We start from the raw sequence: 22068 nt of genomic DNA on the forward strand, positions 1-22068 counted from the left end.
CCAGAAAAGGCACAGAACAGATGCCAGACGAGAAATCTGAACTGGACAAGACTGCGGCGCCGAAGGTTGAGGGCGCGGCAGAAGTTCCGAAAGCTGTAGTCGCCGCGCCTACTCCCGAAAAACCAGCAGCAGCCGCACCGGCAAAGCCTGCGGCTCCGGCAGCAGCCAAGCCCCCAGCGCCTCCCGCCCCGCCGAAGCCAGCGCCGAAGCCGTGGGAAAGCGAATTTGTTGCAAGTTTGAAGCGCCAGTACGGCTCGGGGATTCGTGAAGCTTCGATTTACCTGAAGGACCAGTACCTGGTGGTGGACAAGGGCATCGCGTTCGAGATCCTGAAGCGGATGCGCGAAGACGAAGGGTTCGATTACTGCGTGGACGTGACCGCGCTGCATTGGCCGAAGCGCGAAGAGCAGTTCGACATGGTTTACATCCTGTATTCGTTCGCGAAAAACGAGCGGGTGCGCGTCGAGGTCCCGATTAAAGACGGCGATAAGGTTCGCTCGGTGTACAGCCTGTGGCCCACGGCCGACTGGCTGGAGCGCGAGGTCTTCGACATGTTCGGGATCGAGTTCACGGAGCATCCGGGGCTGAAGCGCATTTTGCTGCCGGACGAGTGGACCGGCTTCCCGCTGCGCAAGGACTACGGCATTCGCCAGCAGGACCAGCAGTGGGTGAACAAGTTTGTCGGAATCGAGAGCGGACAATGAGTACAGCAATCGAAGTAACGCCCAGCGATCTCGAGAACAAAACGTTCCTGGATTCGAACGAGCTGGTCCTCAATATGGGGCCGCAGCATCCGTCGACGCACGGCGTGTTACGCGTGATTTTGAAGCTCGATGGTGAGCGGGTGCTGGGTACGGAGTGCGTGATCGGCTACCTGCATCGCGGGGTAGAGAAAATCGCTGAGAACCGCACGTATGTGCAGTTCAACCCGTACGTGGACCGCATGGACTACGTAGCGGCGGTAAGCAACGGCCTGGGCTATTGCGAGGCGGTCGAGAAGCTGATCGATGTGCAGGCGCCGCCGCGGGCACAGTTCTTGCGCGTGATCCTGACGGAACTGAACCGGCTGGCGAGCCACATGGTTTGGCTGGGCACGCACGCGCTCGACATAGGTGCGCTGACGCCGCTGTTCTACACCTTCCGCGATCGCGAAGAAGTGCTGAAGATTTTCGAGAAGTACTGCGGCGCGCGGCTTACAACGCACGCGTTCCGCATCGGCGGCTGCATTTACGAGGCGTACGAAGGGTTCGAGAAGGACGTTCTCGATTACTGCGACAAGCTTGGGCCGAGGATTGACGAGTACGAAGGGCTGCTGACGGGCAATCGTATCTGGCTGCAACGGACGAAGGGTATCGGGATTTTGAATGCCGCAGATTGCAAGGCCTTGGGCGTGACTGGCCCGGTACTGCGCGCGGCTGGCGTGAAGTGGGATTTGCGGAAAGCACAGCCCTACGCGGCTTACGACCAGGTGGACTTCGACGTGCCGACCGGCGAGAACGGCGACACCTTCGACCGGTACATGGTTCGCATGCAGGAGATGCGACAGTCGATCCGGATCCTGCGACAGGCGGTGGAGAAGCTGCCCGCGGGGCCGACGATGGCGAAGGTTCCGAAAGTGCTCAAGCCGCCCGTCGGAAGGATTTATCACTCGATCGAAGCGCCCAAGGGCGAGCTTGGATATTTCATTGTGAGCGACGGCTCGTTGCAGCCTTACCGCGTGCGGGTGCGGCCTCCGAGCTTTGTGAACCTGCAGGCGCTGGACAAGATGGTGCGCGGCGCGCTGATCGCCGATGTGGTGGCCGTGATCGGCACACTCGACATCGTGCTGGGTGAGGTGGACCGGTGATCTCACACTTTCTGAACTTTCTGAAATTCAATGGAACGCCGGGCGAATACGGCAGCCCGCTGTGGGCCACGGTTTACATCCTCGTGATCTTTGGAGTGGCGTCAGTGGCGGTGATGCTGATGACCTACCTGGAGCGCAAGGTGCTGGCGCACATGCAGATTCGCCTCGGCCCCATGCGCGTAGGTCCGCACGGATTGCTGCAGCCGATTGCTGATGCGCTGAAGCTGCTTATCAAAGAAGACATCGTTCCCGACGGCGCCGACAAGTTCCTGTTCTGGATGGCTCCGGTCACGGTGATGATGACAGCGTTCACCACGTACCTAGTAATCCCGTTTGGACGCAGCCATGCAGTGACGGACATGAACATCGGTGTCTTGTTCATGATCGGCATCTCGTCGCTCGGCGTGCTGGCGGTGGTGATGGCGGGGTGGTCGTCGAACTCGAAGTACGCGTTGATGGGCGGGCTCCGTTCGGCGGCACAGATGGTGAGCTACGAAGTGGCGATGGGGCTGGCGATTGTCAGCGTGTTGATGATGACCTCGCTGCAGACCGGCACTGGAACGCTGAGCATGATCGGCATTGTGCAGGCACAACAAGCGCAGGGTTCGTGGTTCATCTTTAAGTTCTTTCCGACCGGGCTGGTGGCGTTCGTGATCTTCGCGATCGCGATGGTCGCTGAGACGAATCGCGCACCGTTCGATCTGCCGGAAGCTGAAAGCGAATTGACTGCCGGCTTCCACACCGAATACAGCGGGTTCCGCTGGTCGTTGTTCTTCCTCGGCGAATACGTGGCGATGATCGCGGTTTCGTCGATCGCGGTAACGCTCTGGCTCGGCGGATGGCTGCGGCCGTTCCCGAATGCGCTGAGCGGCGCTACGTGGGACTTCGCATTTTCGGTCTTCCCGGCGCTGTTGTTCTTCGTGCTGGCCGCGGGATGTTTTATCGGATGGGTTCGCATGCCGAGCAAGCCGGCGTTCAAGGTCCAAGCGATCGGGCTCGGTATCTTCGGCGTGCTGCTGGGGATGATCGGCGCGGTGCTGCTGATTCCCGCAGTGCGAGTACGGGTGAGCGACATCTTCTGGTTCTCGGCGAAGGTCGGCGTCTTTATGTACCTCTACATCTGGTATCGCGGGACGTTCCCCCGGTATCGCTTCGACCAGCTGATGAAGATTGGCTGGAAGGTGCTGCTGCCGGTATCGCTCGGGGTGCTGATTGTGACTGCGGTACTCGGCGTACGGCATGAGCTGATCGCTGGATTGATGGGGGTGGCGCGATGAGCATCGCACCGCTGCTGCGCAAAGTTTTCTTAATCGATTTGATCAAGGGGCTCTCGATCACCTTCAAGTACCAGGCCCCGAAGGACTGCCAGACCGAGCAGTATCCGCAGGAGCGTCCGGTGATTACGGACCGCTTCCGCGGCCAGCCGATGATGAAGCTGGGCGAGAACGGCGAGACGCTGTGCATTGGTTGCAACCTATGCGCGCTGGCCTGCCCGGAGAATTTGATCGCGATGAAGAGCGATCGCGATCCGGTGACCAAGAAGAAGGTAATGGTCACTTACGTTTACGACGTGAGCCGATGCATGTTCTGCGGATTGTGTGAAGAAGCATGCCCGACGCAGTCGCTGAAATTGGGAACGGGATATGAGATGGCGTTGTACAGCCGCGAGGGCATGGTGCTCGATCGCAAAGTACTGGAACATCGCACAGCTCCGGAGCCATACGAGAAATGACACCCGTCGCAACACCATTCTTTTTCTATTTTCTTGCGGCGCTCAGCGTGGGCAGCGCACTGGGTGTGATCCTGCGCAAGAACGCCGTGCACTCCGCGATCTTCCTGATCTTCACCCTGCTGGCGCAGGCCGGATTGTACCTGATGCTGTATGCCCCGTTTGTCGCTGGCGTGCAGATTATCTTGTACGCGGGCGGAATCATGGTGCTGTTCCTCTTCGTGATCATGCTCGTAAACCTCGAGAGATCGCTGAAGGAAGAGCAGTTCAACAAGCAGTGGCTGGCGGGATCGGCGGTGGCAGCGTTGTTCGGCGTGATGCTGCTGCTGATCTATCGCAACGGCGGCGGGACCTTCCCGAGCACGCGAGCGATTCTGCCGGAAGCCAGCAATACGCAGGACATCGGCGTGATGCTCTACCGGAATTACATGCTGCCGTTTGAAGTGGCGTCGCTGCTGCTGCTGGTGGCAATTGTGGGCGCCGTTGTAATGGCGAAGAAGAGGATCTGACCATGGCTGAAATCGGAACCATGCATTACCTGGTTGTGGCCGCGATGCTCTTCATCATCGGCACCGTGGGAGTGGTGACGCGCCGCAACGTGGTGGTTATTTTGATGTCGATCGAACTGATCCTGAACGCCGTGAACCTGAATCTGGTAGCGTTTTCGCGGCTCTACGGGCTCCACGGGCAGGTGTTTTCGATCTTCGTAATGGTGGATGCCGCGGCGGAAGCCGCAGTGGGACTTGGCATTGTGATCGCGTTCTTCCGGAACAAAGAGACGGTGAACGTGGATGAAGTGGATCTCTTGAAGTGGTGAGACCGACCATGTTTTTTCTTGAGCACATCTGGTTAATTCCGCTGTTCCCGGCGCTTGGCGCGGCGACCATGTTCTTCTTCGGCCGCAAGCTCGATGACGAGCACGACAAGAAGTGGGTGAACGGCATTTGCGTCGGCGCAATCGTGCTGACGTTCCTGTGGTCGTGCCTGGCGGTGTTTCAGTACACGCAATACGCGGCCGTGGACCACAAGCCCTTCGAGAAGGTCGTGTATACGTGGCTGGGTTCGAACACCGGGCTGATGACCTTTAAGACGGCGAGCGGCGCGACGGCGGAGTTCAAGGCTGAAGCCGGCTTCCTGCTTGATCCGTTGTCGTCGATCTGGCTGCTCTTCGTGACCGGCGTGGGCATGCTGATCCACATTTACTCGACCGGATACATGAAGCATGACGGCGGGTACTACCGGTTCTTCGGTTACCTGAACCTGTTCATGTTCTCGATGCTGACGCTGATCCTCGGGAACAACTACGCCATGATGTTCGTGGGGTGGGAGGGCGTGGGCCTGTGTTCCTACCTGCTGATTGGCTTCTACTTCCATAAGAAATCGGCGAGCACCGCAGCGAACAAGGCGTTCATCACCAATCGAATTGGCGATGCCGGGGTGCTGGTGGGGATGTTCACGATCGCCTGGTACTTCGGTTCGATCAACTTCACTAAGGTCACCCAGGCCGCGCGTAGCGGCATCTTCCACACCGGAGATTACTGGATTACCTTCGCGACGATTGCGCTGTTCATCGGCGCCTGCGGCAAGAGCGCGCAGCTTCCCCTTTATGTGTGGCTGCCGGATGCGATGGAAGGCCCGACACCGGTGAGCGCGCTGATCCACGCGGCGACGATGGTGACGGCGGGCGTGTACATGGTGGCGCGGTCGAACGCACTGTACATCCTCGCGCCCAATTCGATGAAGGTAGTCGCGATTGTTGGTGCACTGACCGCGGTCTTCGCGGCCTCGATCGGCCTAGTGCAAAACGACATCAAGCGCGTGCTGGCCTATTCGACGGTTTCACAGCTTGGCTACATGTTCCTTGCTCTCGGCTTAGGCGCATTTACCGCGGGTGTCTTTCACGTGTTCACCCACGCGTTCTTTAAAGCATTGCTGTTCCTTGGCTCCGGCTCGGTGATTCACGCCATGAGCGGTGAGCAGGACATGCGCTTTATGGGAGCACTGCGGAAGAAGATTCCAGTCACGTTCTGGACGATGTTCGCGGGCACGCTGGCGATCGCGGGCATTCCGCCGCTGGCAGGCTTCTTCTCGAAAGACGAGATTCTGTGGCAGGCGTGGTCGTCGAATGGCGGGACGTTCCGCGTGCTCTGGGGTATCGGCTTCCTGACGGCGCTGATGACCAGCTTATATATGTTCCGACTGGTATATCTCACGTTCTTCGGACAGCCGCGCATGAGCCATGAGGTTGAGCATCACGTGCATGAGTCGCCGAAGTCGATGACGGGGCCGCTTGTGATTTTGGCGATCTGCGCGGTGTTTGCGGGATTCCTCGGAGTACCGCACAGTTTGGGCGGGTCGAACCGGTTTGAGAAGTTTCTCGAGCCAGTGTTTGCGAATCAGCACACGGTCGTGGCGGAAGGAGCCGCGGTTCCCGAAAAGACTCCGGCCAAAGAAGAGAAAACCGACTATACCGAATATGAGCTGATGCTGGCTTCGATCGGTGCGGCGGGACTTGGCTGGTTGATGGCGAACCGCGCATACGGCAAGGCCGACAAAGCCTTCAAGGAGCCGATCAACGAACTGGCTCCGCCGGTTTACAACACGCTACTCAACAAGTACTACGTGGATGAAGCCTACGACTACACCGTGCTCGGTCGCTGCAATGTTGGGAAGATTCGGCTCGGCGCGCTTGGTTTGGGCGATGGTCTTTGGAAGTTCGATGCCAACGTGATTGATGGCGGCGTTAACGGTGCGGGTTGGATGACGCGCTTTGCCGGCACGCTCTCGAGCTGGTGGGACAAATGGATTATTGATGGCGTCCTGGTGAATGGACCGGCGGTTGTGGCGCGGGTCACTTCGTATCCGGTGCGCCTGGTGCAGTGGGGATTAGTGCAGTGGTACGCGCTGGTGATGGTATTCGGCGTCGTTGGGCTGGTTTGGTACTACGTGATTCGCTAGACGGATCCATGGTGAACGGAATTATTTATGTTTAGATCGCACATACTTTCGATCGTGCTGTTCACGCCACTGGCGGGAGCAATCCTCCTGCTGATGGTGCCGAAGGAGAACAAGAACGCCATCCGCTGGATCGCGAACCTCGCGGCGCTGGCTGGCTTCCTGGTCTCACTGCCGCTGATCCCGTGGTTCTGGGCGGTGAAGAGCGAAGTGACGCCATATTTCAAGTTCGCCGAAGGCTCGACGAACAACTGGATTCCTTCGATCGGCGCGGGCTACCAGCTTGGCATTGATGGCATCTCGTTTCTGCTGATCATCCTGACGACGTTGCTGGGTTCGATTTCGATCCTGTCGTCCTGGACGGCGATTGAGAACCGCGTGAAGGAATACTACGCATGGTTCCTCCTGTTGCAGACCGGCATGCTCGGCGTCTTCATGGCCAACGATTTCTTCCTATTCTTCGTGTTCTGGGAAGCGATGCTCGTGCCCATGTACCTGCTGATCGGCATTTGGGGCGGGCCGCGCAAGCTGTACGCCGCGATCAAGTTCTTCCTCTACACGCTGGCCGGCTCGGTGCTGATGCTGCTGGGCATCCTGTTCCTGTACTTCCACCACCACACAGTGACGGGCGTGTACACGTTCTCGCTGGAAGCGCTCTATGCGACGGCACCGCTGATTACGGGCAAGGCCGCGATCTTCCTGTTCTTCGCATTCTTCGTCGGCTTCGCGATCAAAGTGCCGATGTTCCCGTTCCACACCTGGCTGCCGGATGCGCACGTAGAAGCGCCAACGGCCGGCTCGGTGATCCTGGCGGGCGTTCTGTTGAAGATGGGAACGTACGGCTTGATCCGCTTCTCGCTGCCGTTTTTCCCGGCGGTGGCGACGATCAAATGGGTTCAGGCGTTGTTGATTACGCTGTCGCTGATCGGCATCCTCTACGGCGCGCTGGTTTCGCTGGTGCAGAAAGACATGAAGAAGCTGGTGGCGTATTCGTCGGTCAGCCACTTGGGCTTCTGCACCCTGGGCATCTTCGTGTTCACGCAGATGGGTATTGCCGGGTCGGTGATCCAACAGATTAACCACGGTATCTCGACTGGTGCACTGTTCTTGATTGTCGGCATTTTGTACGAGCGGCGGCATACGCGTGAGATCTCGGAATACGGTGGGATCAGTACGGTGATGCCGGTTTACGCGACGATCGCGCTGATCATGTTCATGTCGTCGATGGGCCTGCCACTGCTGAATGGGTTCGTCGGCGAAATGCCGATCATGATGGCGACGTTCATGGTCAACAAGACCTGGGCGATCTGGGCGATTCCGGGCGTAGTACTTGCCGCGGCTTATCTGCTGTGGCTCTACCAGCGGGTGTTCTTCGGGACGGTTACGAATCCTAAGAACGAAAAACTGGCGGACCTGACGCCCCGCGAACTGGCGACCTTCGTGCCGCTGGTGATTCTCGCGCTGGCGATCGGCCTCTATCCGCAGCCGCTGTTCAAGATTCTCGACCAACCTGCGGCGAAGCTGGAAGCAACGATCAATGCGAATCGACCGGGGCACGTCGCGCCGGTGATCAACGCGCAGCAGACCGAGCCCGCGAAGGAAGCAGCACCCGCGGTAAAAGCGCCGGAGACTCCGCTGGAGAAGAAGGCCACGGAGAAACCGACGCGCGTCACCGTGTTGGTTACGCATCCGTCGGCGCACAAGAGCTAAGGAGCAAGGCTGTGACTTCGTTACCTAATTTGTTGTCGCGCAGCGATTATCTGCTGGCCCTCCCGATGCTGGTGCTGTCGGGGTTCGCGGTGGCGATCCTGCTGCTGGACCTTGTGCTCCCGAAAGGGTGGAAGCGCTGGAACGCCGCGCTGGCTTTGGCAGGGCTGGCGGCAGCGACGATGTCCCTCGCCAAGGTGTGGCAGGCGGTGTACTACATCGAGACGCCGGAATCGAAGCGCTTCTCGGGCTTCCTCGGCAGCCTGGTAATGGACCGCTTCGCCATCTACTTCTACTTGTTGTTCATCGTTGGCGCGGCGGTCGCGATCCTGATGTCCATCCGCTATATGGAAATCGAGCACGAGGACCACGGCGAGTACCACGCGCTGATCCTCTTCGCTACGATCGGAATGATGTGCATGGCGTCGGGCATGGACCTGATCCTGCTCTTCGTGGGCCTCGAGTTGATGGCGCTCTCGACCTATGTGCTCGTGGGATTCCTGAAACGCGATAAGCGTTCGAACGAAGCGGCGCTGAAGTACTTGCTGCTGGGCGCGTTCTCGTCGGGCATCTTCGCTTATGGACTGTCTCTCTTCTACGGACTAACTGGTTCAACGAATCTGACCGAGATTGCGAACAAGCTGGCGCAGCGGATGGCCGACAATCCTCGCGACCCGATTGCTTTGCTGGCTCTCATCACGACGGCAACCGGATTGCTCTTCAAGATTGCGGCGGTCCCGTTCCATCAATGGGCGCCGGATGCGTATGAAGGCGCGCCAACGGCGGTGACTGGATTTATGTCCGTGGCGGTAAAAGCCGCTGGTTGGGCGATGCTGCTGCGGATCTTCTTATTCATGCTGTGGCCGATGCGCGAGCAGTACACGCCGATCCTGATCTTCGTGGCCGTAGCGACGATGATTGGCGGTAACTTCGCGGCGCTGACGCAAACCAACGTGAAGCGGCTGCTGGCGTACTCTTCGATCTCCCATGTCGGCTACATGCTGCTCGGACTCGTGGCGAGCGACGGTAAGAATAGCAGCACGGGCATCAAGGGGATTCTGGTTTATCTCGCGGTATACACGTTCATGAACCTCGGTGCGTTCGCGGTGATTACCTCGCTCCGTCGGCGCGACATTATCGGTGACGAGCTCGACGATCTCGCGGGGCTGTTCTTCAAAGCGCCGAGCGAAGCGGTCCTGCTGCTGGTCTTCCTGCTGTCGCTGGCGGGCATTCCGCCACTGGCCGGGTTCTGGGGCAAGTACTACATCTTCCTCAGCCTGATGGAGACCGGACACTACACGCTGGCGGTTGTCGCTGTCTTGTTCGCTGTGCTCGGTATGTATTACTACCTGCGGATAGCGAACGCGGCCTTCATGCGCGAAGCGGTGGACGCGGAGCCAGTGAAGATTTCGCCCAGTCTCGGCGCAGCGCTCTGGATTTCGGCGCTTGGGACACTGGGTATCGGATTGTTCCCGGAGGTCTTCCTCCGGATTGTGAATTGGTCGCTGGCGCTCTCAGGCGACGCAAGGGTGATCGGGCTGCTTCGGTAGCTCGCGCAGGTTTCCTTGGGATGGGAGGGCGGACGATTGCTCTCCCTGTTTTCTGTCGGTCGGTGTAGGCTTCAAAAATGGCGGAAGACGATAATAGGAAGGCCGCGTACACTTGGGCACGGTATTCCCAGATAGCGTTCATCATCCCCGGAGCGGTTGTAGCGGGACTGATACTTGGCGCTCTGGTTGACAAGTGGTTGCATACTCATTGGGCGTACATCGCCGGGGTCATCGTCGGCGCGGTGGGCGGGTTCATCCAGCTTGTGCGCACGCTCACATCGGCGAGTGACAAGGATTAATTTTGCTTTGCTTCTCGCGCGCCGTAGAGCGACGATGAACAAAGCGCTTTTTAAAGGGAGTTGTTATGAAGAAAGCTAAGTTTGCTTTCCTTGCATCATGTCTGGTTCTTTCTCTCCAGGCCATATTTCCCCAGGGCATTCAAAGCAACATCGTGAATCTGCCTCTTACCGGCAACTGGAAACAGGCCGCCGAGATCGAGAAGGATTCGAGCGCTCCGGGCACGCAGGTCTTCTACGACCTGACCACGGGATCGGTCCTACAAATTCGCTATGACTATCAGCTGCGCGAAGTGACCGATATCTCGCAGCAGTTCTCCAACGCGGGCAAGGGAGCCTCGACGCCGGATGGAGCACGCATCCTGATGAGCGCAATGTTCCCGCTGCCGTCCAAGTACTCGCAAGCCATCGCGTCGAGCATTCACGAGGGACATACGGCGAAGTTGTGGGAGGTTAGAGACCCCGGCAACGCGCAGTGGTTCTACGTAGCGAACCTTTTCGGCGGATACCGCATGCATGGCGGAGGGACCTCCAGCGAGATCCAGGAAGAGTTCCTGCCGATGAAGATCAACAAGGCGGAACACCGCTCCGTCGCCGGCGCTGATGTGCTGCTCTTCGAAGCCGAGACCGACAGGCCATCCATTGACGCGGCGATGAAGCGCTTCAAGATGCCTGGAGCTCTGAAGGACCAGCGCCTTCGCTATGGCTGGATCCAGTTTTCGCCCGGCGGAATTACGAGCAGCGAGAGCATCATTTCGCTGGCGTTTGCCACCCCGGTCAATTCGGGGATTGATGTGAGCGGGGTGCTCGACCAGCTCGCAGCGAATTATAAGAAGACCGAAAACAAGAATTAGCGTACGGCTACGTTCGAAAGCGGCGGGGTCACTCCCGCCGTTTTTCTTTTCGCGTTGAACTTCGACGTGCGAGACTGAATCCGTGACCTCCCAGGAACAGGCAGCCGAAGCGTTTTATTCCGGAGCGTTGACCCGGATTAAGCGCCTCATTCCGATCTTCGCGGTTGCTGTTTTGCCATTCCTTCTTTGGCGATGGCACTGGCAAGTGGGTGCCGGATTTGCCCTTGGCGCTGTTCTCTCGGCCTACAATTTCTGGTCGCTTTCGCGGTCGGTGGATGCCTTGGCGGACCGCATCACAAATGCGGGAAGCAAGGAATCCGGGGCGAGGATTGTGGGCCTGATGCTGCTCCGGTACGGGGTCCTTGGCGCAGCCGCCTATGTTATATTAAGAAGTTCTGTTGCAGCACTTTACGGGCTATTGGGAGGACTTGTTCTTCCAGTTGCCGCGATGGCAGTTGAGGCCATGTACGAGCTGTACGTCGCGCTGCGACGCGGACTCTAATCCTCCCGGAAATTGTGAACATAGAGATGCCGCATCAATTGTGGTTTACTGCATTCCTCAATCAGTATCTCGCCGGACCGGTGTCCGCGATGATGAGCGTGTTGCACGTTCCGAACCCGCACCCGAGGGCGCCCATCAGCAACTACGTGGCGATGGAAATCCTCGTTTTCCTCCTCCTGGTACTGTTCTTCATTGCTACTCGCATCTCGCTGTCCTGGGACAAGCCGGGCGTGCTCCAGCATATAGCGGAGGGCATGAACAACTTTGTCAGCAACCAGGGCGAAGAGATGATCGGCCACGGCTACGAGACCTATACGTCGTACATCGTGACTCTGGGTGTGTTCATCCTGTCGATGAACCTGATCGGATTGATTCCGGGCTTCGAGGCGCCGACTGCGTTCCCGTCGGTACCGCTCGGATGCGCGCTGGTGACCTGGTTCTTCTACCACGTCCACGGCCTGCGCGAGAATGGCGTCATCGGCTACCTAAAGCACTTCCTGGGCCCGGTGTGGTGGATCTCGCCGCTGCTGTTCGTCATTGAAATTTGCAGCCACTTCGCCCGCATCATGTCGCTCACGATTCGTCTCTACGCGAACATGTTCGCCGGCGACATGGTGACCTTGGCGTTTTTCTCGCTGGTGCCCCTGGGATTTCCGGTAGTTTTCATGGGCCTCCACATTTTCGTGTCGCTCATCCAGACGTACATCTTTATAACTCTGGCTGCGGTGTATTTGGCCGAGGCGACGGCGCACGGGCACGACTAAGGTCGCGCTCTTTGATGAGTTTTGTAGTACCCGCGTAGCGTGAGGGCGACAGTTACTCCGAGGAGGCTGTGGTCAACCACCCACTGGCGGACATTGCTAAGGAGAAACACACATGCGTAAGACTCTGTTCGTACTCTTCATGCTGCTCATGTTGTTTGCGATGCCGGCACTGGCGCAAACCCCGGGTGGCGACGCTGCTGCAGCCGCTAAAGGCTGGGCCGTTCCTATCGCAGCCGGTATCGGATTCGGCATCGCTGTCGGTCTGGCCGCACTCGGCCAGGGCCGTGTTGCTGCCTCGGCTTGCGAATCGATGGCGCGTAACCCAGCGGGCCGAGCCGGAATTCAGCTGTTCCTGATTTTCGGTCTCGCGTTCATCGAATCGCTGGTACTGTTCGCGTTCGTGATCGTGTTTATTAAAGTTGTTTAGAGGATCTCGCGTATCAGGAGCCCCGGTCCGAACGGATCGGGGTTTTTGTTTGTTTCCTCGCCGTCTAGACTCCCATTCGGCAGTGGTTTCCCGCCGCCGACTGAAGCTCGGTTGCGGCCTGGTGCCCGCACCTCTAGACTCGCGCCATGACCGAGCGCGTTGCTGACCTGGCGGAGTTTCAAACTTCCCTTGCTGAGGCAAGCGATGGCTTAAGATTCACGCAGGCCTGTGCACATTTGCAGCTAGTATCGAAGTTCGCACTCACCTTGAACGCATGAATCGGGCTGGTGAGTTAATGCGCAGCGGCCGTCCGATCCAGCGATGGTGGTAAAAGTATCTCAAGCGATACCGCCACTATGCAGCCGGCTACAAGCTGGCGCAAGACGCAGCGCCGGTAGTCGACGATTTAACGCGAGGCTTTCGCGGCTCCGAATTGCAACCGAGTGTTTCTGTGGGGCCTTCCTCGCCCTCCTCAGAATGGGTGACTGCAGTCGTGTCTGTCGTGTTGAAGCGACGCGGATTCCTGGCAGGGCAATGCGGCGCGATTTCCGCGGAACCGAATGTCGGGCGCTTGCTAGTTTACGAACCTATTCAAAGTGTCTCGGATGGAGGGTCGCAATATTCCTCCGCGGGGTTCTTCGACCAAGACGATGCGCCGCCGCCAGAAACCTGGGTTTTGTATTTGGACGGGAAACTCTACGCGTGGGTTCCAGCCTGTGTGAATACGCTCGCTGACCATGGAGTGGACACAAATCCAGTGAACTGTATTGAGTGGGTCGGTGACTGTAAGGAATCGGTCTAGTGCGTTCTCCATACTGCCCCGTCGAATCATCATGCGCGATCTGCACGATGCGACACTGATCAAACTCAAAGCAGGATTGTTCCTGTTGCTTGGGGTGCTTGCGAGCGGACTTCTGTTGGCGGACCGCCCTGCGTGGAGAAGATTGGCATTGCTTTCCATAACGGTCTGGGCATTTTGTCGACTGTACTACTTTGCCTTCTATGTCATCGAGCGCTACCTCGATCCGACTTATCGGTTCAGTGGACTCATCTCGGCAGTTCGCTACCTCGCGAAACGGCGTGCCACGCTCGGGCGCTAGGAACCGGTCACTTGGTTGACGAGGCCGCCTGTTCAATCAGCGCAGCCACTTCTTTCGGATGAGAGATGTACACAACGTGGCTCGCTCCCGCAACTTCGATTTTGTGACTGTGGGCGCGTTCCGCGTACCAACGCTCGAGGTTGGGATTGATTGTGCGGTCGCTCGCCGCAACCAGCGCCCAGCTTGGCTTGGTTCGCCAGGCCGCTTGGGAAATCACCGCGCGGAAGTTCTCGGCCTTGTTCCAGACCTGGGAACTCGCGAGGAATGCTGCTTGCTCGGCTGACAAGTCGGCCGCGAAGTACTCGTGCAGTTGCGCGGGATCGAGGTAGGTAAAGCCATCGGCGGTCTTCTTGATCGCGTTGGACTTGCTCAGATCGCTGGGGAAGCGCTTGCCATCGTCGGCCTCGTTCTCGCTTGCGTCTGGCATGTGCGCGGCGATATACACGAGCCCCGCAACCGCCGGATCATTGCCGGCTTCGGTGATCACGGCTCCGCCGTAGCTGTGCGCGACGAGAATGCACGGGCCATCCTGCAACGCGAGCACGCGCTTCGTCGTGGCAACGTCATCTTGAAACGATGTTTCTGGCTCCTGCACGATGCTTACGTGGTAGCCGTCTTTAACGAGGATGTCGTACACGCCCTTCCACCCTGAGCCGTCGGCCCAAGCACCATGGACAAGCACAATGTTTTTGACGGGTGCCTTCGAACCGCTTGGCGGAGGCGTCGATTGAGCGAGCCCCTCGCAGGTACACGCGATCAGGACGAACAAGGCCACGCATAGCGCGACGATTCGCCAATACACGGCAGACGGCAACATGGAAGCAGACTGGTGCGCAGAAATGCGAAAGTCTCGCATGATTGAAAGCTCCTTAATCTCTTTCGTGGATCAGGTCCGCGGGGCTCAACTGTGCACACACTTGAGATTCGCGGTGAGGCGCTTTCGATACATGAAAACTGCGCACCTCCTACTTTGGTATCAGTTCGACTATGGTGAGGTTCTCGCGCGCCAATGGCTGGTTCGGATCGATCGCCAGCGCTTTCTCTAAGTTCACCTTTTGCCTCCGTCGGCCACCGCCGCGGCGAGATTCGCATGGGTGGCTGCATCGGTTAGGAGCAACACCGCGCTGGCTGAAGGACAAAGAAATACGCATTGGAAACTGCGGAAGAAACCGCCATTCGTGTCGGATTGCGAGCAGGAAAAAGCCCCGTCTCGCGACGAGGCTCTTATGCAAGACAGAACGAACTACCTCACCAAGTCCTGTGCCGACTTCAACGCGTAGTTGATGAACTGAGTTGGCAGCACGCCCAGGTAGATGGTGAACATAAGGCACATTGCGAGGGCCAGGGCGAGACCGAACGGCATGCGCGCCACCGGCACTTCCTCTCGCTCGTCGCGCATATACATGTAGACGATGATGCGGAGGTAGTAATAGGCGCCGACCGCGCTGTTGATGACGCCGATGATGGTCAGCCATACCAGGTGCGATTGCAACGCGCTGGTGAAGACGTAGAACTTGGCGAAGAAGCCGCCCGTGACCGGAATGCCGATCAGCGAGAGCAGGAAGACCGTGAGGATCGCGGCGAGCAGCGGGGAACGTCGTCCAAGGCCGGCGTAGTCCTCGAGAGTGACGTACTTTTCGCCCGTGTTGGCGAAGTGGCTGACGACCGCGAAGGCGCCGACGTTCATCGCCGCATAGGTCGCGGTGTAGAAGATCGCGGCGGAAATGCCGGCGTCTTTCGCGGCTGCGAAGGCGACCAGCATATATCCGGCATGCGCAATCGACGAATACGCCAGCAGGCGCTTCACGTTCGATTGCACCAGTGCGCCGATGTTGCCTATCGTCATGGAGAGCGCAGCGGAGACCCACACGATCCAGAACCAGCCCGGAGCGTTCATCGCAAAGAGTACGCGGAGCAGCACAGCGAACGCGGCAGCCTTGGGGCCGGTGGACATCAACGCCACGATGGGCGACGGTGCGCCTTCGTAAACGTCGGGCGTCCAGACGTGGAACGGAGCGGCAGCCACCTTGAAGCCGAGGCCAATGAACATCAGCGCCACAGCGAGGTAGATGATCGGCTGCAGCGGGTGCATGTTCTGGAGTGCGGCCGCAATCGTGTAGACGTTGGTCGAGCCGGTGGCGCCGAAGATGAGAGCCACGCCGTACAGGAAAAACGCGGTCGCGAAGGAGCCGAGCAGGAAGTACTTCAAAGACGACTCGGCGGACTCGGCCACACGGCGGCGCATCGCCGCCAGCACGTAGCTTCCGATCGAAGAAATTTCAAGGGCGATGAAGATCAGCACCAGTTCGGTCGCCGAGGTCATCAACATCATCCCCAGCGCCGAGAACAGGATGATCGCGTAGTACTCACCCGAACGCATGCGCTGCACGTCCATGTATTCGAACGAAACCAGCAGCACGGCGGCGGTAATCAGGGCGATGAGGACATGGAAGAACAGGCTGAAGCTATCCACATGCACCATGCCCCAGAAGCCGGTGCCGTTGTTTACGTCGTACATCCCGGGATAGCGGGCCTGGCACGCGATCGCGCCGAGCGAAACCAGCACGCCGATGAGCGAGAGATAGCCGAGTGGCTTCTTTGAATTGTTTTGCGGGATAAGTGCGTCCGCCATCATGACGACAATGCCGAACACGGCCAGGACTATCTCCGGCAGAATACGGATGTAGTCAATCGTCGGGATGGCGAATTGGAAGTTACTCATCGGCCGATCACCTGTGCAACAACTTGTAGGAAGTGGTGCGCGGTAGGCACCGCGGCTTGCACGCCGCCGTTCACCCCACTGAGCGCAGCCTGGACCGCCGGGTTGATCTGGCGGAGGAAAATCATCGGGACCACGCCCATGACCAGCGACATCACCGCGATCGGCCACAACGAGAGGCGTTCGCGCGCGTTGAGGTCAGATAAGTTGTTGTTCGCCTCGACCGTCACGTCGCCGTAGAACGTCTTCTGGTAGAGCCAGAGCAGGTACCACGCGCCCCAGATTACGCCCGAGGCTGCGAGGATGCCGTAGATCATCTTCGCCTGGAAGGCGCCGCTCAGGACGAGGAACTCGCCCACGAAGCCGTTGAGCAGCGGCAGTCCGGCGGAGGCCAGCGTGATCACCAGGAAGAAGGTGGCGAACACCGGCATCGGCGTGGCGAGGCCGCCGTACTGCTTGATCTCGTAAGTGTGGCGGCGTTCGTAAATCATGCCCAGCAGCATGAACAGGCCGCCGGTCGAGACGCCGTGGTTCAGCATCTGGTACACCGAACCGCTCACGCCCATGGCGGTGAAGCTGAAGATGCCCAACACGCAGAAGCCAAGGTGGCTCACCGACGAGTAGGCGACCAGCTTCTTCATGTTTGGCTGGACGAGGGCGACAAGCGCGCCGTAGATGATCCCAATGATTGCCAGCGCGATGATCCAGGGTGCGTTGCGCCGCGCTGCTTCCGGGAACAGCCCGAGGTTAAAGCGCAGCAGGCCGTAGGTGCCCATCTTGAGGAGCACGCCGGCGAGCAGCACGGAACCCGCGGTCGGTGCTTCTACGTGCGCGTCGGGCAGCCATGTATGGAACGGAAAGAGTGGGACTTTCACCGCGAAGGCGATGAAGAAGCCGAGGAAGAGCCACTGCTGCGCGTGCGAGAAGCCAGAGACGTTTCCGAGTTGGATCGCCTGCTGGATTTCAACGAAGTCGAATGAGCCAGTCTTCGAATACAGCCAGAGCATCGCGGCCAGCATGAACACCGACGCGACCATGGTGTACATGAAGAACTTCACCGCGGCGTAGATGCGGCGCTCATGGCCGTAAATGCCGATGAGCAGCGCCATCGGGATCAGCGTGGCTTCCCAGAAGAAGTAGAACTGGAAGAGATCGAGCGAGACGAAGACGCCGAGCATCGCCGTCTCAAGGATGAGCATGAGGATGAAGAATTCCTTCACGCGTTCCTTGATCGAAGTCCAGGAGATGAGCACGCTCAGCGGAACGAGGAACGTGGTCAGCACTACCAGCCAGATCGAAATGCCGTCGGCGCCGAGGTGATAGTGGATGTTCGGCGTGGTGATCCACGGTACGTTCAGCTCGTACTGGAAGCCGCCCTTGGAGTAATCGAAGTGCCAAGGCAGGTGCAGCGATGCAATGAACGTGAGCAGGGAGATCAGCAGTGCGAACCACCGGATGTCGCGATCGCGGCGCGGGAAAAACAGGAGCAGCACCGCACCGAGGCCCGGAAGGAACGTGACCAGTGTCAGGATGTGATCGTTGGCGAGATCGACTAAGTGGTTCATCGTCCCACCCCCACGTACATCATGTAGCCGATGACGACGGCCGCACCCACGGCGACCCACCCGGCGTAACTTCTGATATTGCCCGATTGCATTCGTCTAACGCCTTGCGAAGTTTCCTGCGCTCCGGCGGCGCTGCCGTTCAGCAGGCCGTCAATCACGGCGACGTCAATGCCGCGCCAGAGCACGCTGGTGGAGAAGAGCAGGATCGGTTTCACGATCGTCGCTCCATAAAATTCGTCCACGTAGTACTTGTTGAGGACCATGGTGTAGAGGCCGCCAGCAGCTTTGGCCATCTCGCCTGGCTTCTCTGGATGCGCTTTGTAGAGGTACCAGGCGGCCCCGAAACCGACGACAGCCATGCCAACTGACGCGATCATCAGCATCAGTTCGGTTTTGTCTCCGCCTTCTTCGCCATGCTCTTCATGCGGCGTTGCGGATTCCTCCGCCGAGGGCGCATTTGCCATTTGCAGCTTGGTCACCGGCGAGAGGAAGTTATCGAACTTGTTGTGGATGCCGACCCAGCCGCCGGCGAAGCTGAGAATCGCCAGAACGACCAAAGGCGCAATCATGATCATCGGCGACTCATGCGGCTCTCCGTGGCCGTGATCATCGTGTGCGCCATGTGCGGGCGCATGGCCATGAGATGCCTCGGTCTTTGCTCCGCGATACTCACCGAAGAACGTCATAAACCACTGGCGGAACATGTAGAACGAGGTCACACCAGCGGTGATCAAGCCCACAGCCCAGAGGAACTTGTTGAAGCCCTCGCCCACGACGGGCCGCAGGGACTCGCTCGACCACACCTTCCAGAGGATTTCATCCTTGGAGAAGAAAGCTGCGAGCGGCGGGAAACCCGCGATGGTGAAGGTGGCGATCGTCATCACCCAGAAGGTCCAGGGAATGTACTTTCGCAGTCCCCCCATGTTGCGCATATCCTGCTCGCCACCGACGGCGTGAATCACGGAGCCAGCCGCGAGGAAGAGCAGCGCCTTGAAAAAGGCGTGGGTCATGAGGTGGAAGACGCCGGATGCGTATGCGCCGACGCCGCAAGCCAGGAACATGTAGCCAAGCTGCGAGATCGTGGAGTAGGCGAGGACGCGCTTGATGTCAGTCTGAGTGATGCCGATGGTCGCGGCAAAGATTGCCGTCGCTGCGCCGATGCATGCGACCAATAGTAGAGCGTGCGGCGATCGGCTGAAGATCGCATTCGAGCGCGTGACCATGTAAACGCCGGCGGTGACCATCGTCGCCGCGTGGATCAGTGCGCTGACCGGTGTCGGGCCTTCCATGGCGTCCGGCAGCCAGACGTAGAGCGGAATCTGCGCCGACTTACCGCAGGCGCCAATCAGCAGGCAGATGCCAATCGCCGTGAACAATCCGGCGTGCGTCTCAACGCCGTAGCCTGACGCAGCTTTGAATACTTCGGTGTATTGCAGAGTGTTCCAGTTCTGGATGATCAGGAACAACCCGATCAAGAACCCGAAATCGCCGACGCGGTTGGTGATGAATGCTTTCTTTCCGGCCTGCGCCGCGGAGTGCTTGCGGAAGAAGAAGCCGATCAGAAGATAGGACGCGAGGCCCACGCCCTCCCACCCCACGAACATCAGCAGGTAGCTGCTGCCCAGGACCAAGGTGAGCATGAAGAACATAAAGAGGTTGAGGTAGGCGAAGAAGCGGTAGTAGCCGCCCTCGTGCTCCATGTATCCCGCGGAATAAACGTGGATGAGGAAGCCGACGCCGGTGACCACGCCCAGCATGATCAGTGTGAGCTGGTCGAGGTACGCGCCGAACTCAACCTTAAAGGAGCCGACCTGGATCCACGTGCCGTAGCTTTCGACGTGCGGAATCTGCGAGAGGTGCACGAACTGCGAGGCCACGTAGCAGAAGTATCCGAACGAAGCCGCGGTAAAGAAGAGCGCGATGGTCGCGACCAGCTTGTTCGGGAAGCGCTTACCCAGCAGCCCATTGATCGCAGCCCCGGCCAGCGGCAGCAGTGGAATGATCCACAGATGTAAGTTCTGATCCATATCTATAGCTTCAACAGGTTCACTCGGTCGACGTTCAACGTTTCGCGCGAGCGGAAGACAGCGATGATGATACCCAGTCCAACGGCGGATTCGGCGGCAGCGACGACCATTACGAAGAACACAAAGATGTGGCCGCTCAGGGAACGCAGCTCGGTCGCATAGGCAACAAAGGTCAGGTTCACGGCGTTGAGCATGAGCTCGATGCACATGAAGATGGTGATGATGTTGCGCTTGATCATGAACCCGATGACGCCGCAGATGAAAAGGAAGGCGCTCAGCATCAGGTACCAGGCGAGAGGAATCGTGCTGCTCATACATCCTCCTTTCGCGCCAGGACCACGGCGCCCATGATGCCGATGAGCACGAGCACGCTGGTCACTTCAAACGGCAACAGGTACGGCCCAAAGAGCAGCATGCCGATCTCCTTGCCCGTGCCGTGCAGTTCGCCGATACTGACCTTGGTGAACGACTGCTCGTTATGCAGCAGTATCCATGTGATCAGCGTTGCGACGATGGCTGCAGCCGGAACGCCTAGCACGATGGCAATCTTGCTGCTCTTGGTGTGCTCCTCCACGCCCGCGTTCAACAACATGATGACGAAGACGAAGAGCACCATGATGGCGCCGGCATAAACGATTACCTGGATGGCGCCGACGAACTCAGCGCCCATCAGCAGGAAGAGCCCGGCAAGCGAGGCCATGACCACCACCAGCGACAGGGCGCTGTTAATGGGGTGCTTCTGCGCCAGCAGGTTGATGGCGCCGGCCACGCATCCGGCAGCAAAGAAAAAGAATAGGATCTCGTGCAGCATTCGTTTTTATGTCGGCGCCCTCGCGCCGTAAATCTTTACTTCAGCGCGACGAACAGTGCCGTCACCATGATGTTGGCAATCGAAAGCGGCAGCAGGAACTTCCAGCTGAACGCCATCAGTTGGTCGTAACGGAAACGGGGCAGCGTACCGCGCACCCAGATGTAAATGAACAGGAACGCAAAAATCCGCAGGCAGAACCAGAACACCGGCACCAGCGACTGCAGGATCGGCGGCAGGAAGCCCGGCACCGGGCCACTCCATCCACCGAGGAACAGGATCGAAGCGATGCACGCGACGGTGACCATGTTCGCGTACTCGGCCATGAAGAACATGGCGAACTTCATCGAGGAATATTCCGTGTGATACCCGGCAACGAGTTCGGTTTCAGCTTCCGGAAGATCGAACGGGATACGGTTCGTTTCCGCGTAAGCCGAGGTCAGGTAAATAAAGAACGCGATGAACTGGAAACCGCCGAAGATGTTCCAATTCCAGAAGCCGCCTTGCTGCAACCTCACGATCTCTCGCAAACTGAACGAACCGCTGAGCAGCAGCACGCCCACCAGCGACAGGCCGAGCGAAACTTCGTAGCTCACCATCTGCGCCGACGCGCGCAGGCTACCGAGCAGGGAATACTTGCTGTTCGATGACCACCCCGCCAGTGCGATGCCATAAACGCCGATCGACGTAACGCCGAGGATGATCAGTAGCCCAATGTTGATGTCCACCGGTTGGCCGTTGGCGCCCATGATACCGGTGATCTGCAGCGGTGTAGTGATGTGCCCGATGGTCAGCGTACCGCCGAAGGGCACTATCGAGATCGAGAGCAGTGCCATCGCCACTGCCAGCATCGGAGCCAGGATGTAAAGCGGCTTGTTGACGTGCGGCGGCAGCAGGTCTTCCTTCAGGATGAACTTGAGTCCGTCTGCCAGCGGCTGCAACAGGCCGAACGGGCCGACGCGGGTGGGTCCCCAGCGGTTCTGCATGCGGCCCACAACCTTGCGCTCGAGCCAAACGGTATAGGCCACCGCCGTCAATAGAACGAAGATGACCAGGACGACCTTGATCAGTGCCACGAGTAAAAATAGTGCGATAGAACCCATTCGCGCTTCCGAGTGTCGCGCAATACGCGCGCGACGGAATGTGCAGCTACAAACGTTGCGATAGGCGAACGGCCGCTGGGGCTAAAGCCCGCCTGATTAGGAACCTGCTTCGGCAC

At 58.8% G+C, this 22068-nt stretch carries 22 protein-coding genes; 15 read left to right on the top strand and 7 right to left on the bottom strand.

Annotated elements, in window-relative coordinates:
* Positions 1–20: 20 nt before the first annotated feature.
* From ACID345_RS25190 to ACID345_RS06695, 15 genes are all read left to right on the top strand, one after another.
* Positions 21–704, top strand: a complete 684-nt coding sequence (locus tag ACID345_RS25190) for an NADH-quinone oxidoreductase subunit C (RefSeq protein ID WP_011522092.1) — start codon at positions 21–23, stop codon at positions 702–704.
* Positions 701–1846, top strand: coding sequence for an NADH-quinone oxidoreductase subunit D (locus ACID345_RS06630; RefSeq protein ID WP_011522093.1), 1146 nt, complete (start codon positions 701–703; stop codon positions 1844–1846). Before ACID345_RS25190 ends, ACID345_RS06630 begins: the two co-directional genes overlap by 4 nt.
* Positions 1843–3123 (top strand): complex I subunit 1/NuoH family protein, encoded by a 1281-nt coding sequence (locus tag ACID345_RS25195; protein WP_011522094.1) that lies wholly within the window; start codon positions 1843–1845, stop codon positions 3121–3123. The genes ACID345_RS06630 and ACID345_RS25195 overlap by 4 nt, the downstream gene beginning before the upstream one ends.
* Entirely contained in the window at positions 3120–3578 is a 459-nt protein-coding gene (locus tag ACID345_RS06640; RefSeq protein WP_011522095.1) for a 4Fe-4S binding protein, read from the top strand. The genes ACID345_RS25195 and ACID345_RS06640 overlap by 4 nt, the downstream gene beginning before the upstream one ends.
* A complete protein-coding gene (locus tag ACID345_RS06645; protein ID WP_011522096.1) occupies positions 3575–4084 on the top strand; it encodes an NADH-quinone oxidoreductase subunit J family protein in 510 nt (169 codons plus the stop codon). The genes ACID345_RS06640 and ACID345_RS06645 overlap by 4 nt, the downstream gene beginning before the upstream one ends.
* Positions 4085–4086: 2 nt before the next feature.
* Positions 4087–4392 (top strand): NADH-quinone oxidoreductase subunit NuoK, encoded by a 306-nt coding sequence (nuoK, locus tag ACID345_RS06650; RefSeq protein ID WP_011522097.1) that lies wholly within the window; start codon positions 4087–4089, stop codon positions 4390–4392.
* 8 nt (positions 4393–4400) lie between these two features.
* The gene (gene nuoL / locus ACID345_RS06655) at positions 4401–6533 is read left to right on the top strand and encodes an NADH-quinone oxidoreductase subunit L (protein WP_011522098.1); all 2133 of its coding nucleotides are present in this window, start codon (positions 4401–4403) and stop codon (positions 6531–6533) included.
* A 27-nt stretch (positions 6534–6560) separates the two neighbouring features.
* Positions 6561–8240 carry a complex I subunit 4 family protein gene (locus tag ACID345_RS06660; RefSeq protein WP_011522099.1) on the top strand — a complete coding sequence of 560 codons (1680 nt, stop codon included), beginning with the start codon at positions 6561–6563 and terminating at the stop codon, positions 8238–8240.
* 11 nt (positions 8241–8251) lie between these two features.
* Positions 8252–9787: an NADH-quinone oxidoreductase subunit N gene (locus ACID345_RS06665; RefSeq protein WP_011522100.1), complete on the top strand. Its 1536-nt coding sequence runs from the start codon at positions 8252–8254 to the stop codon at positions 9785–9787.
* Between the two features lie 77 nt (positions 9788–9864).
* On the top strand, positions 9865–10086 hold the full coding sequence (locus tag ACID345_RS06670; protein ID WP_041855509.1) for an AtpZ/AtpI family protein: 222 nt from the start codon (positions 9865–9867) through the stop codon (positions 10084–10086).
* Between the two features lie 65 nt (positions 10087–10151).
* The gene (locus tag ACID345_RS06675; protein WP_011522101.1) at positions 10152–10937 is read left to right on the top strand and encodes a hypothetical protein; all 786 of its coding nucleotides are present in this window, start codon (positions 10152–10154) and stop codon (positions 10935–10937) included.
* Between the two features lie 82 nt (positions 10938–11019).
* Positions 11020–11439: an ATP synthase subunit I gene (locus ACID345_RS06680; protein ID WP_011522102.1), complete on the top strand. Its 420-nt coding sequence runs from the start codon at positions 11020–11022 to the stop codon at positions 11437–11439.
* Between the two features lie 26 nt (positions 11440–11465).
* Entirely contained in the window at positions 11466–12203 is a 738-nt protein-coding gene (gene atpB, locus ACID345_RS06685; protein WP_011522103.1) for a F0F1 ATP synthase subunit A, read from the top strand.
* A 112-nt stretch (positions 12204–12315) separates the two neighbouring features.
* The gene (locus tag ACID345_RS06690; protein ID WP_011522104.1) at positions 12316–12630 is read left to right on the top strand and encodes an ATP synthase F0 subunit C; all 315 of its coding nucleotides are present in this window, start codon (positions 12316–12318) and stop codon (positions 12628–12630) included.
* 833 nt (positions 12631–13463) lie between these two features.
* Positions 13464–13730 (top strand): hypothetical protein, encoded by a 267-nt coding sequence (locus ACID345_RS06695; protein ID WP_041855510.1) that lies wholly within the window; start codon positions 13464–13466, stop codon positions 13728–13730.
* Between the two features lie 7 nt (positions 13731–13737).
* On the opposite strand, the gene ACID345_RS06700 is transcribed toward ACID345_RS06695, so the two are convergent.
* The 7 genes from ACID345_RS06700 to nuoH form a co-directional block, all read right to left on the bottom strand.
* Positions 13738–14586 carry an alpha/beta fold hydrolase gene (locus ACID345_RS06700; protein WP_011522106.1) on the bottom strand — a complete coding sequence of 283 codons (849 nt, stop codon included), beginning with the start codon at positions 14584–14586 and terminating at the stop codon, positions 13738–13740.
* 387 nt (positions 14587–14973) lie between these two features.
* Positions 14974–16452: an NADH-quinone oxidoreductase subunit N gene (locus ACID345_RS06710; protein WP_011522107.1), complete on the bottom strand. Its 1479-nt coding sequence runs from the start codon at positions 16450–16452 to the stop codon at positions 14974–14976.
* Entirely contained in the window at positions 16449–18014 is a 1566-nt protein-coding gene (locus ACID345_RS06715; protein WP_011522108.1) for a complex I subunit 4 family protein, read from the bottom strand. The genes ACID345_RS06710 and ACID345_RS06715 overlap by 4 nt, the downstream gene beginning before the upstream one ends.
* Positions 18011–20041, bottom strand: a complete 2031-nt coding sequence (gene nuoL, locus ACID345_RS06720; protein ID WP_011522109.1) for an NADH-quinone oxidoreductase subunit L — start codon at positions 20039–20041, stop codon at positions 18011–18013. The genes ACID345_RS06715 and nuoL (ACID345_RS06720) overlap by 4 nt, the downstream gene beginning before the upstream one ends.
* A 2-nt stretch (positions 20042–20043) precedes the next feature.
* On the bottom strand, positions 20044–20355 hold the full coding sequence (gene nuoK, locus ACID345_RS06725; RefSeq protein WP_011522110.1) for an NADH-quinone oxidoreductase subunit NuoK: 312 nt from the start codon (positions 20353–20355) through the stop codon (positions 20044–20046).
* Positions 20352–20852 carry an NADH-quinone oxidoreductase subunit J family protein gene (locus ACID345_RS06730; protein ID WP_011522111.1) on the bottom strand — a complete coding sequence of 167 codons (501 nt, stop codon included), beginning with the start codon at positions 20850–20852 and terminating at the stop codon, positions 20352–20354. The genes nuoK (ACID345_RS06725) and ACID345_RS06730 overlap by 4 nt, the downstream gene beginning before the upstream one ends.
* A gap of 35 nt (positions 20853–20887) precedes the next feature.
* Positions 20888–21952 (bottom strand): NADH-quinone oxidoreductase subunit NuoH, encoded by a 1065-nt coding sequence (gene nuoH, locus ACID345_RS06735; protein WP_011522112.1) that lies wholly within the window; start codon positions 21950–21952, stop codon positions 20888–20890.
* Positions 21953–22068 lie beyond the last annotated feature (116 nt).

Source organism: Candidatus Koribacter versatilis Ellin345, from assembly GCF_000014005.1.
Lineage (GTDB): Bacteria > Acidobacteriota > Terriglobia > Terriglobales > Acidobacteriaceae > Korobacter > Korobacter versatilis_A.